General features: G+C 43.1%; 14 protein-coding genes. 6 read left to right on the forward strand and 8 right to left on the reverse strand.

All coding sequences use genetic code 11. The annotated features are described in order from the left end of the window. The 4 genes from WS42_RS11765 to WS42_RS15580 form a co-directional block, all read left to right on the forward strand. Nucleotides 1-1148 (forward strand): DegT/DnrJ/EryC1/StrS family aminotransferase (locus WS42_RS11765; RefSeq protein ID WP_046451133.1); only part of this gene is annotated, 1148 nt, incomplete at its 5' end. 32 nt (nucleotides 1149-1180) lie between these two features. Further along, nucleotides 1181-1852 carry a sugar transferase gene (locus WS42_RS11770; RefSeq protein ID WP_013611234.1) on the forward strand — a complete coding sequence of 224 codons (672 nt, stop codon included), beginning with the start codon at nucleotides 1181-1183 and terminating at the stop codon, nucleotides 1850-1852. A 39-nt stretch (nucleotides 1853-1891) separates the two neighbouring features. Beyond that, nucleotides 1892-3100 carry a UDP-N-acetylglucosamine 4,6-dehydratase gene (locus WS42_RS11775; protein WP_046451134.1) on the forward strand — a complete coding sequence of 403 codons (1209 nt, stop codon included), beginning with the start codon at nucleotides 1892-1894 and terminating at the stop codon, nucleotides 3098-3100. 74 nt (nucleotides 3101-3174) lie between these two features. Next, complete coding sequence (locus WS42_RS15580; RefSeq protein WP_229032397.1) at nucleotides 3175-3312, forward strand: hypothetical protein; 138 nt, start codon at nucleotides 3175-3177, stop codon at nucleotides 3310-3312. A 461-nt stretch (nucleotides 3313-3773) separates the two neighbouring features. Here WS42_RS15580 and WS42_RS11780 read toward each other — a convergent pair whose 3' ends face one another. The 7 genes from WS42_RS11780 to tgt form a co-directional block, all read right to left on the reverse strand. After that, complete coding sequence (locus WS42_RS11780) at nucleotides 3774-4808, reverse strand: Wzz/FepE/Etk N-terminal domain-containing protein (protein ID WP_013611274.1); 1035 nt, start codon at nucleotides 4806-4808, stop codon at nucleotides 3774-3776. A 152-nt stretch (nucleotides 4809-4960) separates the two neighbouring features. Beyond that, nucleotides 4961-6106, reverse strand: a complete 1146-nt coding sequence (locus WS42_RS11785) for a Wzz/FepE/Etk N-terminal domain-containing protein (RefSeq protein ID WP_022159319.1) — start codon at nucleotides 6104-6106, stop codon at nucleotides 4961-4963. Continuing rightward, a complete protein-coding gene (locus tag WS42_RS11790) occupies nucleotides 6106-8505 on the reverse strand; it encodes an SLBB domain-containing protein (protein WP_022159318.1) in 2400 nt (799 codons plus the stop codon). The genes WS42_RS11785 and WS42_RS11790 overlap by 1 nt, the downstream gene beginning before the upstream one ends. Nucleotides 8506-8540: 35 nt before the next feature. After that, a complete protein-coding gene (locus tag WS42_RS11795; protein WP_046405762.1) occupies nucleotides 8541-9098 on the reverse strand; it encodes a UpxY family transcription antiterminator in 558 nt (185 codons plus the stop codon). Nucleotides 9099-9115: 17 nt separating this feature from the next. Next, complete coding sequence (locus tag WS42_RS11800; RefSeq protein WP_046404586.1) at nucleotides 9116-10339, reverse strand: pseudouridine synthase; 1224 nt, start codon at nucleotides 10337-10339, stop codon at nucleotides 9116-9118. 77 nt (nucleotides 10340-10416) lie between these two features. Then, nucleotides 10417-11496 carry an LptF/LptG family permease gene (locus WS42_RS11805; protein WP_022159316.1) on the reverse strand — a complete coding sequence of 360 codons (1080 nt, stop codon included), beginning with the start codon at nucleotides 11494-11496 and terminating at the stop codon, nucleotides 10417-10419. After that, entirely contained in the window at nucleotides 11497-12630 is a 1134-nt protein-coding gene (gene tgt, locus WS42_RS11810) for a tRNA guanosine(34) transglycosylase Tgt (RefSeq protein ID WP_046451135.1), read from the reverse strand. Between the two features lie 186 nt (nucleotides 12631-12816). On the opposite strand from tgt, the gene WS42_RS11815 reads away from it, so the two are divergent. Both WS42_RS11815 and WS42_RS11820 read left to right on the forward strand, forming a co-directional pair. Then, a complete protein-coding gene (locus tag WS42_RS11815; RefSeq protein WP_046404583.1) occupies nucleotides 12817-15015 on the forward strand; it encodes a S9 family peptidase in 2199 nt (732 codons plus the stop codon). A 58-nt stretch (nucleotides 15016-15073) separates the two neighbouring features. Then, nucleotides 15074-16534, forward strand: coding sequence for an aminoacyl-histidine dipeptidase (locus tag WS42_RS11820; RefSeq protein WP_022159313.1), 1461 nt, complete (start codon nucleotides 15074-15076; stop codon nucleotides 16532-16534). A gap of 426 nt (nucleotides 16535-16960) precedes the next feature. On the opposite strand, the gene WS42_RS11825 is transcribed toward WS42_RS11820, so the two are convergent. After that, nucleotides 16961-17828, reverse strand: an 868-nt coding sequence (locus tag WS42_RS11825; RefSeq protein WP_286728522.1) for a 3'-5' exonuclease, incomplete at its 5' end; no start/stop codon positions are given.

Genomic DNA, 17828 nt, shown 5'->3' on the forward strand with positions numbered 1-17828 from the left:
CTCATACGGGCTGGTTGACGACAGGTCCCAAAGCACGGGCTTTGGAAGATGAAATCCGTCAGTTCACAGGAGGTGAAGCTGTTTTGTGTGTAAATTCGTGGACCTCCGGGGCGATGCTGATGCTACGGTGGCTGGGAGTAGGTCCCGGTGATGAAGTGATTATCCCCGCTTACACTTACAGTGCCACGGCTTTGTGTGCCATGAATATGGGAGCTAAGGTGGTAATGGTGGATGTAAAAGAGGATTTTACCATCGATCCGGACAAGATAAAAGCTGCGATCAATGAACACACCAAAGTGATATTGCCTGTCGATATCGGAGGGTATCCCTGTGATTACGATGCCATCCGGGCAGTAGTGGACGACCCGGAAGTAAAGGCTTTGTACCGGCCTGCCTCCGGGAGGCAAAAGCAATTGGGCCGGATAATGCTTTTGGCGGATGCCGCCCATTCTTTAGGGGCTTTTTATAAAGGGAAGGCTTCCGGAACCGTGGCCGATGTTACCGTTTTCTCCCTGCATTCCGTAAAAAATATTACGACAGGGGAAGGCGGTGCAATTGTATTGAATTTACCGCAGCCTTTCGGCAATCAGAACGAACTGACTTACCTGAGGGCTTTGGCATTGAACGGACAAAACAAGAGTGCTTTCGAAAAAAATCAGGTGGGTGCGTGGCGGTATGATATCATCGATCAGGGACTGAAAGTGAATATGCCGGATTTGTGCGCTACTGTCGGGTTGGCCCAGATGCGCCGGTATAAATCCACGTTTCTGCCCGAAAGGAAAGCCATTTTTGAATTTTATGTCCGGGAGTTTTCAAAACGGGATTGGGCTGTTATTCCCCCCTATCATCACCGGGATACGGAGAGTTCTTATCATCTGTTTCTGCTCCGGATCAAGGATTTCGATGAGGCGAAACGGGATGCCATGATTCAATATATCAGTGAAAAGGGTGTCGGGGTGAATGTACATTACATACCGATGGCTATGCTGACTTTGTTCAAGAACCGGGGATATAAAATGGAAGATTATCCGAATACATACCGGTTGTATGCCAATGAAATCAGTCTTCCGGTTTATAATCATTTAACCCGGGAACAGCTGCGTATCATCGTGGATACCGTTGCCGAAGCCTATGAAGCTGTAAAATAACATTTCTTTCCTTCTTTTTATAATCCGAATTTATGTACAAATTTTTGAAGGTTGTCTTTGACGTACTGCTGGCACTTATTGCCTTGGTGTGCGTGTCGTGGCTGTTATTGCCCTGTATGCTGATTTTGTGGTGTACGGGAGAACATAAGGTATGGTATCTGCAAAAAAGGGTTGGGTACAGGAACCGGATGTTTTCTATTTTTAAGTTCGCCACCATGCTGAAGAACTCCCCCAATATGGGGACAGGCAGCCTGACCACCCGGAATGATCCGCGTGTATTGCCTTTCGGCCGTTTTTTGCGGAAGACGAAGATCAATGAATTGCCGCAGATATTGAATGTACTCAGTGGAACGATGAGTATTGTAGGGCCGCGTCCGCAGATGAAGGTGGATTTCGAACGTTTTCCGGAACATGTACAACGGGTGATTTATAATGTGCGGCCGGGAATCACGGGGCTCGGCTCGATTGTTTTCCGGGATGAGGAGCGGTTGTTGTCGCAACCGGGGATCGATCCTGTCGTGTTTTATACGGAGAAAATCGCTCCGTACAAAGGTGAACTGGAAATCTGGTACCAACAACATGCTTCGTTATGGCTGGATATTAAACTGATCTTCCTGACGGCCTGGGTGATCGTGAAGCCGGAAAGTGAGCTGCCTTTCCGTTGGCTGAAAGGACTGCCGGAGCGGCCGGAGTATTTGAAATAATTTCTTACCTGAATTTGAAATCAAATTAAAATTAAGCAGATGTTGAATGTCAGTCAATTTATAGCCGACCACATAACGGGCCGGCAAAAGAGCATGTTCGCAGCGGACATTGAGGCGAACCGGGATAAGCTTCGCGCGGAAATAGAAGGTAAACGTGTTTTGGTGATCGGCGGTGCCGGGACGATCGGTTCGTCGTATATCCGGGCGGTGCTGCCTTTCCGTCCTTCAAAGCTGGTGGTTGTGGACATCAGTGAGAACGGGCTGGCGGAACTGACGAGGGATCTGCGCTCGACGTACGGGATGTATGTGCCGGAAGAATACCGGACTTATCCGCTCAGTTTTGCCGATCCGGTCTTTGAAAAGATTTTCCGGGCAGAGCAGGGATTCGATATTGTGGCCAATTTTTCAGCCCACAAGCATGTACGGAGCGAAAAGGACAAATATTCGGTGCAGGCATTGCTGGAGAATAATGTGCTGAAAGCGCGGAAATTGTTGGATTTGTTATCTGAATTTCCGCCGTGTCATTTCTTCTGCGTGTCGACGGATAAGGCGGCCAATCCTGTAAATATCATGGGAGCCAGCAAGAAGATCATGGAGGAAATGATCATGGCCTATTCTTCGCGGTTCAAAATATCGACGGCCCGTTTTGCCAATGTGGCTTTTTCGAACGGAAGTCTGCTGGCCGGATTTATCGGCCGGCTAATGAAGCGTCAGCCGCTGAGTTCGCCGAACGATGTGAAACGCTATTTCGTTTCTCCTGACGAGAGTGGACAGATCTGTATGCTGGCCTGCATCCTGGGGCAGAACCGGGAGATCTTTTTCCCGAAACTGGGAGCAGAGCAGATGATGACCTTCTCCTCTATCGCCGACCGGTTCCTGCATAGTCTGGGATATGAGGTGAAACAGTGTGCCTCGGAGGAGGAAGCCCGGCGGTTTGCCGCGGAGATGCCGGTGGATAGTAAAGTATATCCGGTGTATTATTTCGCCTCGGATACGACAGGAGAAAAAGGGTTTGAGGAATTTTACGTGAAGGGGGAAAAAATTAATCCGGAACGCTTCGGATCGTTGGGAGTGATTGAAGACCTGAAGGCCCGCCGGATGGAAGAACTGGATACTTTCCTGGAAAGATTGCAGGCGGTATTGAACGACCAGAAAACAGAAAAAGAAGATATTGTCGGAACGATGAAAGCATTTATCCCCAATTTTGAACATATGGAGAAAGGGAAAAACCTGGATCAGAAGATGTAATATTTTTTGATGGGAATTACTCCATAATTGTTTAGAGAAACCTGGAAATTACTTAACGATTAAAACATTCATCTATGTCCGACATTAAATTCATCGAAGGAGGTATTTTTACCGATTACCGGGGGCAGATTTCTCATGTGAATAACCTCGACATGCAAGAAATCAAGCGTTTTTATATTATTCATCAAAAGACTGCCCGTGTATTCGGATAAAATACTGTCGGATGCGGTACATGACAGCTGGAGATATGACAAGGATATGTGGATGGATTGGAATTTATGGTAGACTTATTCCGGTAGTTGTTCGTGTCCGGTGCCCCGGTCGCTTCTGTCGGTCATCTTGCTTTTTCTTTCACTGACCGGCGGAACTCCTCACTGCACAAAAAACTTTACGTTACGTTTCCGTCAGACACCACCGGTCGGGCATTCAGAAAAAGCAAGACGACACTCGACAGAGCTCCCATGGTCCCCGAATACGATCACCTTCGACTCCCGTTATCACTGCATGGCAAGCTAACCTCGATCTGGAAAACAGGAACACCATAAAACAGAGGTCTTCTGATTCCTTACCTTAGGAATCAATTTAGAAATCAGTATTTTTCTTCCCCTTCCTTTGGTCCGTAGTGCTGACGGCATAAAAACCGAAACAGAAAGAAAAAAACTAAACCTACAGTTCAGGAGATTTTTTTCATTCGCTTAATCGGGATGGTATGCGCCTGCTTTTTTGAAGATACAATCTGAGAAAAGATAGGTTGAATCAGCACAAAACCACAACCGACGAATAATCCCAGCAATAAAGAAGCCAACACAATCAATGCACGCTGTGGTTTAGAAGGAACGGTCGGTTCTACGACAGGTTCGATTACCGTCAGTACCGGCATATCTTCTTTCACCTGAATTTTCGCCTTCTCCCGTTGCTTTACAATATCGGAATAAAGTCCGAAAAACAACTCGTAATCGTTGGTCAGTATTTTCTCTTCCGTTTCTAATTGCACGGATGTCCGGTCCGGATGTTTTTCGCGGAATTGTACTAAAGCCTGTTGCTTTTTCTCCAGTTCGTTTTTCACCTCCGTATAACGTTCCTCTACAAAATCGAGAGCAGCCTGAGCTTTGGCGATACGAAACCGCGCAATGTATGTCTGCAGCATAGCCTGTGCCCGATTCGTCAGATAAGCCGAAAGTTTCGGATCGGGCAGATCCAGAGTAATTTTCAGATTACCGTCTTTGTTATTTACTTTTACAGAAAAAGCATCTTTTAAATAAGCCAGACATTTACTTTCTTCTTCTGTCAGCTGTTCTACCTGTGAAGGATCGGTTACCAAAGCCAAACGTTCCGGACCGGATACCAGATAGTTATAGAAAGTAACCGTATCTCCTCTCTCATCGATGTATAAAGGAGAATAGATCAACTCTTTCTGAAAAGGTACACTGAAAAAAATATCCGGATACATAGCCGGCGAAACAATACGCGTATTCCGCATATCCCCCATCGGCATACTCTGGAAAGGCGACATTCCTTCTACACTGATTCGCGTAGTCCGGTCTTCCATTTCCAAACCTAAGGTACATTGAGCGGTATATTTCCTTGGTAAAAAGAAAGCTAAAACCAGACCACCCACCAGAAAGAACAAGGCAATATACATTATTGTCTTTTTACGATGCCACAGCTTCGCCATGACTTCGATTAAATCGATTTCTTCATTTTCCATCGTTATATTTACTTAATTGTTCAATCCTTTAAGTTTTCCCGCTTTAAAGGATACCACAAAAGTATAAAAATATTCGGACCTCCCGCACAATAATGAAAAAAGCCATCGAAATTTATCTTTCGATAGTTTTTTTTATAAAATTTTATGGGAAATTATTCTTTTTCTTCAGGCAACCATCCCTTTAAACGCTTACAACCGGAAACCTGAGCCAGGAAAGGTAAAGTCAATACCAAACCGATACCGATAAAACCACCTAAAAAAGTAAAGGCGATACAAATCAATCCTCTTTTGGGTTTTGAACGTTCGGTCGGTATAGTTACCGGTTCTACAACAGTAAATACCGGAGTTGTTTCTTTTACCTGAATATTGGCTTGCTCGCGTTGTTTGGCCAGTTCACTGTATACGCCGAACAGTAGCGTATATTCGTTATTCAAACGCTCCTGGGTAGTTTTAGCTACATTGGAAACCAGATTACGATTGGCATCGTTAAAAATAGCCAACTCTTCCTGTTTCTTTTCATATTCCTTTTTAGCCTCTTCATAGCGACCTTCCACAAACTCCAGATTCGCCTTCACCTTCTGAATTTTAAAGTCGGTTACATAACGCTGCAATAATTCCTGTACTTTGGCAGCCAATTGAGCTGCAGCCAAAGGTTCAGGCATATCGACAGATAAAGTAATATACCCGTCTTTATCGTTGAGGTTCATATTGATCTTATCTTTCAAGGTCTTGATACATTCTGCCTCGTCTTTAGACAGGGATTCCAAAGTAGCAACAGCCCCTTCTCCATATTGAGGTTCCGGTTCTTCCCCACGAATAGCCCCGATAATCACTCCGGGCAAACCGATCGTATATTTCAGTATTGTCCCTCCTAAAGAAAATTGGGCATATTCATCGGCAGTATAATAATCCAGCAATTTCACCGGCTGATCGTATTCCTCAAATTTGATCGCCGTCTGCATAATTTCCTTTTGAAAAGGTACACTAGCCAATATTTTAGGATAAATCTTCGGCGACAACACATCTCCGGCACCTAAAGATCCGATGTTTATACCTGCTATAGCAGCTAAGCCACTTAAACTTCCTCCAGTCGTTTTTTCACCTGTCTGGGGAACAATCGTACAGGAAGCGGTAAAAACTTTAGCACTGAACAAAGCGACCAATACCCCGAGACATGCACAAACGACAGTCACCTTGAGAATGAATTTCCGCTTTGCCCATAATTTCTTTACAACCTCGATCAGGTCTATTTCATTTTCCGGTTGAACCGGTTGATTACTCGTCGAATTTGTAGCCATTACTTCGTGCTATTAATAATTGATGTAACTAATGCAGCCATAGACGTGGTAGAGGAAGCGATACTCATGATTTCAGCCAAACCGACACCTTTTCTAGGCGGTTTTACCGGTACAATGATTTCACAACCGGGAGCAGCCTTGGCCTTAGAGAAAGTCTTGGATTTCTGTACCGTACCGTTCATATACACGATAAACACCCTGCGTTTCTTCGCCCGTGAAGCGAATCCTCCGCCCTGTTCTATATAATAATTCAACTTCGCATTCTTTTTGTATACGACAGTATTCGGATACATCACCGCCCCACTGATCTTCACCGTTCCTGTATACTGAGGGACAACAAGTTGGTCCCCTTCCCGTAATACGACATCATAATCCGACCCGGGATTTTCGATCGCTTTCTTCAGCTCGATACCGACATAATAGGTATTACCGATATCCAGACGGTTTATGTCGATCGAATCTTTATCCGTTTGTTTGGAAAGTTTCAATACAGATTCCACCCGAGCCTTTTCATCCGGTGTCATCTGTCTGAGCAAACGGGCCCCTTTTGCATATGCCTCCGGCATCAATCCACCTGCTCTTTTCACCAAATCCGAAAGCCGTTCTCCTTTCTGGGATAAGACATAATTTCCTTCAAACAATACCTCGCCGGTAACTGTTACATTTTGCTGTACCTGATATCCCGGAGAGTTACGGACAAATACTTCATCATAGGGTTCCAAAGTAAAGTCCGGTTTACCGTCCACAATCAATCCATCCTTTAAAGTAAAAGTAAAGTTTTCAGCCAATTTAGTCAATCCGGTCAAGCTCTTCGGATTTTTAATCCGGCGAGCCACATCGACTTTCACTGTCGAAGCGGATTCCAATAAACCGCCAGCCTGAATGATCAGGTCTTCAATTGTGGCATTATCGGCATATTTGTAAACTCCCGGTACCCTTACTGCCCCTTTTACAGACAACGTATATTCTTCCTGCAAATCGAATATCGAAGGAATATACAATTCATCGTTTTTTTGCAAAGGCAGATTGGCAGCCGAACCACTCAATATTCCGGTTACATTGAGAGCGACCACTTCCTGAGTTAAATCGGGTTTCTGGCGGAATAATACAGCCCGGTTAACAAAGGCGTCTTCAGTAATTCCCTCTGCTTTTTCAATCAATTCCTTCACTGTAGTTACTTTTCCTAAATCGTATAATCCGGGCCGGTACACAGCTCCCCGAATCTGAACCCGATTTTCAAAACGATTCAACATCGGATCTACAGAAATAGAATCCCCATCTACCAAAGGAAAACTTTTAAACTCTCCTTCTTCGACATTATATACCTGATATTCCCGTCCACTTTTTCGAATTACCCGAATAGCATTTTTATAAGCATCTCCCTTAAAACCTCCGGCATACTCCAACAAATCGCCGACTGTCTCTGTATCTTTCATTTCATAGATCATCGGACGCTTTACCTTTCCTGTCAGGGAAACCAAATTGGCATAAGGTGCAACGAGCACCACATCCCCGTCATTCAGGCTGATGTCCAGATCGCTTCTCCCTTTTAAAAGATAATCGTATACATCTACATCGGCGACAACTTTTCCTTTGCGATTTACCGTAATATTCCGCATGGAACCGATCTCACCGACTCCTCCGGCATTATATAAAGCATGAAACAAAGTAGCCAAAGAAGGTAAGGTATAGGTACCCGGCATCGCCACTTCTCCCATCACATTCACCCGGATACTCCGCACGTTTCCTAAAGACACTTTTATAAAAGTATCCGGCTCATCACTATTTAATGAAGCATATACCTGAGACAACGCATTCTTTACCCGTTGATAAGCTTCTTCTATCTTCAAGCCATTCAGATAAACCGGTCCGATCTCTTCGATCGTGATATTTCCATCCGGTGCAATATACTGCCGAATAGTCTTTACCGATCCCCCCCAAATATCCACAATAATCTCATCTCCGGGACCAAGCACATAATTTTCCGGCGTAGCTATATTGAGGTTAGGTTCGAAAGTCAATTGTTTGTTATTAAAAATATTCCGTCCGAAAATCCTTATTTCAGGCAATGAATCTTTTGAGAAAAGAAGCTCTTTATCTTCCTCCAGATTCAAAGAATCCAATATATTGACTGCAGGAGGATTTTCTTGCCTCAATCGGCTCATTCCGTTCCCCGTTTGTTCTCCGGCCGTACTTTTTTTACCGGTATAGTTATTTTTTATACGAATCAATTGTTCCTGGGTAACTCCTTTTTGTCCCAGCATCATAATGATTTGTTGTTGAGTTTTTCCCTGATTCTGAGCCTCTTTAACCATAGCAACAACCTGGTCGTCCGACATCTGAGCAAATGTAACAGATATAAATTGCACGAACAATATGAGTAAGAATAACTTCTTCACCTTTATTTTATTATTAATTTTTATTCTATGTTATTTCAATGAGTCACAAAAATAAACAAAAAGCCCCAAACATACCCCTTCTTAGAATAATTTTTCACTTTTTCAACACAACTGGCCGCTACTGTAATCAAAGCACACCCTAATTTTTCCAAACGTAAAACAATCCGGTATTTATCCCGGATCTGCACCATTTCTCCTTGAAATCCAGCTAATTTACCCCGAACAACTTCTACTAAAGTACCTGCAGGAATATCCTCGTAAGAAATTTCCAGCGGTTCGTCGGCCTGATTTTCGACAAAACGTAAGCGTTCGATCTGTTCAGCCGGAATAGCTACCGCTTTTCCCTTTTCTTTCAGGAAAGTAACCACCCCCGGAGTTGTCAGCACAGGAACAAAGGTTTCTTCTTTTATATGTACAAAAATATATCCGGAAATCAAAGGTACCGATACTTTTTTTTTCCGGTCACTCCACACCCTGTATTCAGTCCTTAACGGAAGATAATTTTCAATACCAATCTGATCGAGTCGTTCTTTCACTTTTTTTTCAGCCCTGGCTGCTGTATACACAGCATACCAGGAAAAAACACTCTCCATAAACAATAGCTTAGCACTTAATAAACTTTCAGCATAGTCACTTCCTTCGGAGTAAGGAAACGCCATGTTCCCCGCGGCAGATTTTTTTTCGTAATACCGGCAAAATATACCCGGTCGAGTTTTATGATCTGGTAACCGAAATGTTCAAATATACGTCTGACGATACGATTTTTTCCGGAATGAATCTCTATCCCCACTTCAGTACAATCCGGAGAGGTATAACTGATCTCGTCCGCTTTGATAAATCCGTCTTCCAGCTGGACTCCATTCGCTATAGCCTGAAAATCTTCTTCAGTCAATACACGATCCAGAAAAACATGATATATCTTTTTGTGATCGTATTTCGGATGGGTCAATTTCTTAGCCAGATCGCCGTCATTCGTAAACAACAACACTCCTGTCGTCTGCCGGTCCAGACGCCCTACCGGATAGATTCTTTCTTTACAAGCACCTTCGACCAAGGCCATAACCGTCTTACGTTCCAACGGATCCTCGACGGTTGTCACATAATCTTTCGGTTTATTTAAAACGAGATATACTTTCTTTTCGGGGAAAATCTGAACGTCGTCCACCTCCACCTTGTCTTTCTTCCGTACTTTCAAACCGACGGTCTGAACTACCTCTCCGTTTACCTTCACCCGTCCGGCAACGATCAATTCATCCGCATCCCTACGAGAACATACGCCTCCCATTGAAATGTAGCGATTCAGACGCAATTCGGTGTTCTCATCTTCATTTTTCAGCCGATGAGCCAACAATTTCTTTTTACTATAGTGTTTCTGTCTCAGTCCTTCTTTCTCTCTCCCGGAAATCTTTTTCCGATCGCGGTCGAAAGGACGATTATAATTCGAATGATTGTTCCCGGTGGTCTCCTCACCTCTTGGCCGGAAAATACGTGGTCTGCGTGGATTATCCGTATGAGAATCACGTTTCACCAATACCTTCCGTTCCGAACGTTCGGTCCGGTCCTGCCGGTCGGTTGCCTCTGTACTAGGACGGTAATCCCGGCGGTTACTGAATTTAGCCGGACGTTCTCTGTAAGTATCTTTCTCCCGGTTAAAATTCCGTTCTCTTCTTTCTCCGTTGTTCCGTTCAGAAGTCCTTTCAAACCTTCTGGTAGTATTACGGTTCCCCACAGATCCGGCCGTATATCTTTCTCCTTGCTCTGCTCCATATCCTCTACGGTTTTCAGACCGTTCGGAACGAAAAGAACGCCGATTTTTATTATAATCTCTTTCCATCCTAAATAATATTAATTCATTGATTTTAATTTTTTTTCTCGCTTACACGTCTCTCTCACTCAGGTATTTCATTCAAACTATTTGGGCGCCGTCCTATACACAAACACTCCGATAATGGCAAACAAAATATTAGGCAACCACACTGCTAATAACGGATTCATATTTCCATTTGTTGCAAAAACTGTTGAAAATTGCATAAATAAGATATAAGAAAAACTGATCAGCAAGCCTATTCCAAGATGTAGTCCCATTCCGCCCCTGATTTTACGTGACGAGATACTGACACCGATGAAAGTCAATATAAAAGTAGCGAATGCATTGGCAATCATTTTATATTTTTCAATCTGAAATTCGATCACATTCGAACTCCCCCGCATTTTCATCCGGTCGATATAACGATCCAGTTCCGGAAAAGTCAATTGTTCCCGGATTTTCTTCGGATTCTCTGAAAATTCAGAAGGTTGGAAAGCCATGACAGTATCCAGTTTCTGTCCCGTCGTATACGTTTCTTTATCTCCCTCTATTTCCCGGAGTTTCCAATTATGGATCACCCATTTTTTATTTTCCTTATCCCAGGTAATCCGCGAAGAGGTCAGCTTATTGATCAAGGTATCCCCCCTGAAATTTTCGATGGAGAAATCATATCCCACATTCGAAGCTACCGAATAAGACGACATATAGATATAAGTACCCGGAGCTATCTGACGATGTATATTCTGTTCCTTATTGGCATATCTTTTACCCATATATTGCTTTTCGAATTCAATCCGTTTCTCATTGGCATTGGGGATAATAAAAGCTCCCAACAAAAATGACAAAATAGCAATAACGGTAGCCGACATCAGATAGGGGAATAAAAAACGCCTGAAACTGATCCCGGTACTCAAAATAGCGATAATCTCACTATCATAGGCCATCTTCGAAGTAAAAAAGATTACTGAGATGAAAGTAAACAGCGAAGAGAACACGTTCGCAAAATAGGGAATAAAATTCTTATAATAATCGAACACAATCGCTTTTACCGGAGCTTCATTTTCTAAAAATTTTTCCAGTTTTTCGGAAAGATCGAAAACGACGACGATACACAGAATCAGGACCAGTGAAAAGAAAAAGGTCCCCAGGAATTTGCGTATAATATATAAATCAAGTTTTTTCATCTAAAGTCTTCTGGTTATTTTCGGAAGCAGCTTTGTCTTCCATTCTACGAAATCTCCTTCCTGAATATGTTTCCGGGCTTCTCTCACCAACCACAAATAAAAAGAGAGATTATGGATGGAACAAATTTGCAACCCTAATATCTCGTCGGATTTAATCAAATGCCGCAAATAAGCCTTCGAATAATCGGTATCGACATAACTCAATGCAGCAGGATCTATAGAAGAAAAATCCCGCTCCCATTTTTGATTTTTAATATTGATCGTCCCTTCGGTTGTAAAAATCATACCATTACGTCCATTACGGGTAGGCATCACGCAATCGAACATATCTACTCCCCTTTGTATACCTTCGAGTATATTTTCAGGCGTCCCGACTCCCATCAGATAACGTGGTTTATCCTGAGGCAATATACGATTGACGACCTCGATCATGGCATACATTTCTTCAGCAGGTTCTCCGACAGCCAGACCACCGATCGCATAGCCGGCTCTGTTCAGGGATACGGCATGTTCTGCAGCTTTCTCTCTCAAATCCCGGTAAGTACATCCCTGAACGATCGGAAATAAATTTTGCTCGTAACCGTATAGCGGTGCAGTTTCGTCAAAACGCGCGACACACCGTTCCAGCCACCTCTGAGTCAGCCCGAGTGAATGCCTGGCATAATTATAATCACTGGTTCCCGGCGGACATTCGTCAAAAGCCATCACGATATCGGCGCCGATTTTACGCTGGATATCCATGACATTTTCCGGCGTAAAAAGATGTTTAGAACCATCTATGTGTGATCGGAAAGTCACTCCTTCCTCTGTAATCTTCCGTCCGGTACCGGTCAGTGAAAACACCTGAAATCCGCCACTATCGGTCAATATCGGCCGGTCCCAGCCATTAAAACGGTGCAATCCTCCGGCTGCCTGCAGAATTTCGGTTCCCGGTCGTAAATAAAGATGGTAGGTATTCCCCAGAATAATCTCAGCCCGGATATCCTCTTTCAGTTCTCTCATATGCACTGCTTTCACAGATCCCACCGTTCCCACCGGCATAAAGACAGGGGTATGAATCTCCCCGTGTGCTGTGGTCAAAACACCACACCGGGCTTCACTGTTCTTATCTTTCGCTAAAAGAGTATATTGCATATTATTATTCCGAGCTATGTATTTTAGTGCGCAAAGGTAATAATTTCAGGTTAAAGGTAAAAGGTTAAAAGGTAAAAAGTATTCAGACACTTTTAGTTCAGGATAATTCTGCAAACATTTGCAAAACAAAGATTTTTTTCAAACCTTTGGGACTGCAAACTAAAAAAATAAAAATTACAGAACGATATGAGAAATTTTTTCGGAATCTTTTTACTTATGTTTATCTTTTGCAGCCAGTTATCTGCACAAAAACAATTAACCCTGGAGGATTTTTTTGTCGACGGGACTTTCCGTACCAAAGGAGTTTACGGATTACGTTCCATGAATGACGGCGAACATTATACAGTTTTAGAGAACAATGGCACACGTATAGTCAAATACAGCTATAAAACGGGTCTGCCTGTCGCTACTTTACTGGATTTGAAAACACTGGAGGATTCTCCTGTCAGCCGGATCGACGATTATACCTTCAATGCAGATGAAAGCCGGATACTGATTTGTACCAATAAGAAACCGATTTACCGCCGTTCGTTCACTGCCGATTATTATCTTTTCGATTTCAAAAATAAAGAAATCAAACCTTTGTCGGAAGGTGGCAGCCAACGGTTGGCGACTTTTTCTCCCACCGGTTTGCAAGTTGCTTTCGTGAGAGATAACAACCTGTTTATCCATGATATCCGTTTCGGTTCAGAACGTCAGATCACCAGAGACGGACAATACAATCACATCATCAACGGCGCACCGGACTGGGTTTACGAAGAGGAATTCGCATTCAACCGCGCTTTTGAATGGGCTCCCGACGGATCGGCCATCGCTTACATCAAATTCGACGAATCGGATGTACGCGAATTTCAAATGAATATGTTCGAAGGACAAAGTCCTGCTTTAAAACAAAACGAACTGTATCCCTCGAATTATGTTTACAAATATCCGAAAGCCGGAGAGAAAAATTCCAAAGTATCCGTTTATGTTTACGATGTTTCGGACCGGACAACGACCAAGATGGACACAGGAGAAGAAGACGACATCTATCTTCCGCGGATACGCTGGACCCAGGACCCTAAAAAACTGGCTATCATTCGCCTGAATCGTCACCAGAATAAAATGGAAGTCCTCTTAGCCAATGCCAAAGTCGGAACGATTGTTCCTCTTTACCGGGAAGAAAACAAATATTATATCGACGAAAGCAATCTGGACAATCTGGTCTTTCTGGATAACGGTACACAGTTTGTCATTACAAGCGAGAAAAGCGGCTATATGCACCTCTATCTTTACGATCTCAACGGACGGGAAAGACAAGCGATTACCAAAGGAAATTTCGATATCATTGATTTCTACGGTTATGATCCTGTTCGCAAACTCTTCTACTATTCTTCCTACGAAGAATCTCCACTTGAAAAATACATTTATAGCATTAACGAAAAGGGATTAAAAAAGAAACTGACCCCGGTAAAAGGCTGGAATGAAGCTAGTTTCAGTAAGAACTTCAATTATTATATTAACGTTGTTTCGAATACGGATACTCCTCCGGTCACCGCTCTTTATAATGCTAAAGGCAAACAGGTCAGAGTGCTTGAAGATAATAAAGCGGTGAAAGAGGCGGTGAAAGCATATAATCTGGCAAAACCTGAATTCATTCAAATTCCGGCAGCAGACGGTAAAACGATGCTCAATGCGTGGATCATGAAACCGGTAAATCAGGAAGCCGGCAAAAAATATCCGCTGCTGATCACCCAATACAGCGGGCCTAATTCACAACAAGTAAAAAACAACTGGAGTCTGAGTTGGTTGAATTATCTGGCCCAGGAAGGGTATATCGTTGCCTGTATCGACCCGCGTGGTACGGCAGCTCGTGGAGAAGAGTTCCGGAAATGTACGTACATGCAACTCGGTAAACTGGAAAGCGACGATATGATCGCAGCTGCCAAATGGCTGGCCACACAACCTGATGTAGACGTTAAAAATATCGGTATTTGGGGATGGAGTTACGGAGGGTTTATGTCTTCGCTCTGTATCATGAAAGGAAATGACATTTTCACGACAGCGATTGCAGTAGCTCCTGTCACTCATTACAAATATTACGATTCGATCTATACCGAACGCTATATGCGTACACCGGCAGAAAACGAACGGGGTTATGAAGATAATGCCCCCTTGAACTGGGCCGATAAATTAAAAGGCAACCTGTTGATTTGTCATGGTACTGCCGATGATAACGTACACGTACAGAATACCTATGAACTGGCCGAACGTCTGGTACAAGCCAACAAACAGTTCGACATGGCCATTTACACCAACCGCAACCACAGTATCTTCGGAGGCAATACAACCTTGCAGTTGTACAATCGGTTTGTGAAATATTTGAATGAACACATGAAAAGATAAGTGCCGATCAAGCGAAACCGCTAATCAATAAAGAAAAAATCAACCTAAAAATTTAAATATGAACTCAATCAAAGACTTAAAACCGACTGCTATCTGGCAGAATTTTTACAAATTGACTCAAGTCCCCCGTCCTTCCAACCACGAAGAACAAGCCCGTAAATTTATGCTCGAATGGGCAAAAGAGAACAATATCGAGGCAGAGATAGACGAGGTGGGGAATATTATTATGAGAAAACCGGCCACTCCGGGTATGGAAAACCGTAAGGGAGTGATTCTTCAGGGCCATCTGGATATGGTACCTCAAAAAAATGAAGATACGGACCATGATTTCGAAAAAGATCCGATCCAAGCTTATGTCGACGGAGAATGGGTACGGGCAAAAGGCACCACTCTAGGGGCTGACAACGGCATGGGAGTTGCTGCCGGTATGGCTATGCTTACGGCGACCGACATTCCTCACGGTCCACTGGAAGTGCTGATCACAGCTACCGAAGAAACCGGTATGGACGGTGCTAACGGTTTAAAACCGGGATTGCTGAAAGGAGATATTCTCCTGAACCTGGATTCCGAAACGGAAGGAGAACTGTATGTGGGTTGTGCCGGCGGTCTGGATTCTACCATCGAATTCAATTATCAGGAAGAAGCTGTACCAGCCGATGTGAAAGCTTTCCGCATCGGTATCAAAGGTTTGAAGGGGGGACACTCGGGAATGGACATCAACCTGGGACGCGGTAATTCCAACAAGTTGTTATTCCGTTTCCTGAAAACTTATGCCCAGGAGCTGGGGATCCGTGTTTCTACCATCAGCGGTGGTAGCCTGCGGAATGCGATCCCCCGTGAATCTTTTGCAGTGATCGTGCTTCCGGCTGCCAACGAAACAAAATTGCAGGCAGCTATAAAAGAAGCTGAAGGAATCTATAAAGCTGAATTAAATGCCAAAGAACCGACTTTACAGGTCATTGCCGAAGCAACGGAAATACCTGCTTTTGTAATCGACACTTGCACGCAATTCCGGTTGACCAATGCCGTATTGGCCTGTCCGAACGGCACCGTACGTATGATCGACTCCATGCCGGACACCGTGGAAACTTCAAACAATCTGGCTATCGTTCAATCCAAAGACGGTAAGATTGTCATCAATACCTTATTGCGTTCGTCGGTAGAAACCGCTAAAGATGCCCTGGCTCAAGCCATTCAGGCCGTTTTTGAACTGGCAAAAGCCGATAAAATCCTCTTTAACGGAGCTTATCCCGGCTGGAAACCCAACCCGGATTCGGCTATACTAAAAGAAATGCAGGAAATCTATGAACAACTATACGGCAAAAAACCCGCTATCATGGCCGTTCATGCCGGACTCGAATGTGGCATATTGGGCTCCAAATACCCAAATTGGGACATGATCTCTTTCGGACCGACCCTTTGCTCTCCCCACTCTCCTGACGAACGGGTAAACATCGCCTCTGTCGAAAAATTCTGGGAATACCTCAAAGCTACTTTGAAAAACATTCCTGCTAAATAAAAAAAGAGTCCTCCGGGACTCTTTTTTTATGTGTCCCCCCTGCAGGCACTTTTTTACGCCCGCATAAGTTACCGACTTTATAAACTTATGAACTTTATAAACCGATTTAATTCCACGTTTCCACCAGACTCCTCCGACAGGATTTCTTCAAATAAAGTTTTTCATTTTTAACAATTTACGTTTTATTCTCTTAGAATTATTAGCATTTTTCAATATTGAATTCAAGATTTTTTCGTAATTCTGGAAAACTTCTGTTAGTACCTTATACAAAGGACTTTGGGATAATTACCCGTTTTTGAGGTAATGACTTGGCAACGGTACAATCTGCTGCGTTCTACCTTGAATTGCTTTCAAGTAACTCGTTTCTGTGTACAAAAATAATAGAATAGTCCGATGCACACAAGGTACATCAAAGAAAAAGTTCGACTATTTGTTTAGTTTGTTTAATCGCATTACAATCGAAGTTTGACTTCTACCCATTTTGTTTGCAATATATTTGACACTCTTACCTTCATTGTGTAGTTTCAATAAAAATTGGTCTGCACTTCTTGTCCACCTTTTATTGGCATTAGGGTGCTTCACATAACTTTCTTCTGAAACCTTTTCTGGATGCAAAAACTCATTCACAAATACAGAGGGGAAACGCTTGTCGTATAGCACAAGAGTTTTCATCTTTGCCCTCGTTATTGCCACATAAAACAATCTACGTTCTTCTCCATATGGAAATTGGTCGCTTTTAGTGAGTACATAGTTAAGCACTGGGTCGTCACTCACAAAAGAAGGGAAGCCATAGGTATCCTTGTTACATTGCAAGAGTATCACATAATCCGCTTCAAGACCTTTTGACTTATGCACGGTCAAAAACTCGATTTTTCGTTTGCCTATCACATAAAAGAACCTATTACCCTCTTTAATGGATTGATACATAAAGGAGAGGTAATAATCATCAAAAGAATAACGTCCCAATAAAAATATTGATTTATCTGATGGAATAGAAGCCACAATTTGCGCTATCGTATTGCAATAATCACGTCTGTCATAAGGATAAAACTCCAATTCTGTTTTCATTTCAGAGCTGAACGAGTGTATATCCTTTTGTATTTGAGCTTTATTACGCTGTATAAAATAGGATGACAACGAAACTAAAGGCTCTCCAAATCTGTATGTGGTTTCAATCTTGTTTATCTCTGTTGCTCCAAAGTATTCAGAAAATTGATTAAAAAGAGCCATATCACTTCCCGAAAAACGATAAATAGACTGCCAATCATCACCCACACAATACAACTTTGCAGGA

Source organism: Odoribacter sp. N54.MGS-14, assembly GCF_000980295.1.
In the GTDB taxonomy this organism is placed as follows: domain Bacteria; phylum Bacteroidota; class Bacteroidia; order Bacteroidales; family Marinifilaceae; genus Odoribacter; species Odoribacter splanchnicus.

Coding starts and splice junctions, on each gene's coding strand:
- WS42_RS11815 (WP_046404583.1), top strand. CDS start 12,817: ATGAGAAATTTTTTCGGAATCTTTTTACTTATGTTTATCTTTTGCAGC.
- WS42_RS11770 (WP_013611234.1), top strand. CDS start 1,181: ATGTACAAATTTTTGAAGGTTGTCTTTGACGTACTGCTGGCACTTATT.
- WS42_RS11805 (WP_022159316.1), bottom strand. CDS start 11,496: ATGAAAAAACTTGATTTATATATTATACGCAAATTCCTGGGGACCTTT.
- tgt (WP_046451135.1), bottom strand. CDS start 12,630: ATGCAATATACTCTTTTAGCGAAAGATAAGAACAGTGAAGCCCGGTGT.
- WS42_RS11800 (WP_046404586.1), bottom strand. CDS start 10,339: ATGGAAAGAGATTATAATAAAAATCGGCGTTCTTTTCGTTCCGAACGG.
- WS42_RS15580 (WP_229032397.1), top strand. CDS start 3,175: ATGTCCGACATTAAATTCATCGAAGGAGGTATTTTTACCGATTACCGG.
- WS42_RS11820 (WP_022159313.1), top strand. CDS start 15,074: ATGAACTCAATCAAAGACTTAAAACCGACTGCTATCTGGCAGAATTTT.
- WS42_RS11775 (WP_046451134.1), top strand. CDS start 1,892: ATGTTGAATGTCAGTCAATTTATAGCCGACCACATAACGGGCCGGCAA.
- WS42_RS11795 (WP_046405762.1), bottom strand. CDS start 9,098: ATGGAGAGTGTTTTTTCCTGGTATGCTGTGTATACAGCAGCCAGGGCT.
- WS42_RS11785 (WP_022159319.1), bottom strand. CDS start 6,106: ATGGCTACAAATTCGACGAGTAATCAACCGGTTCAACCGGAAAATGAA.
- WS42_RS11780 (WP_013611274.1), bottom strand. CDS start 4,808: ATGGAAAATGAAGAAATCGATTTAATCGAAGTCATGGCGAAGCTGTGG.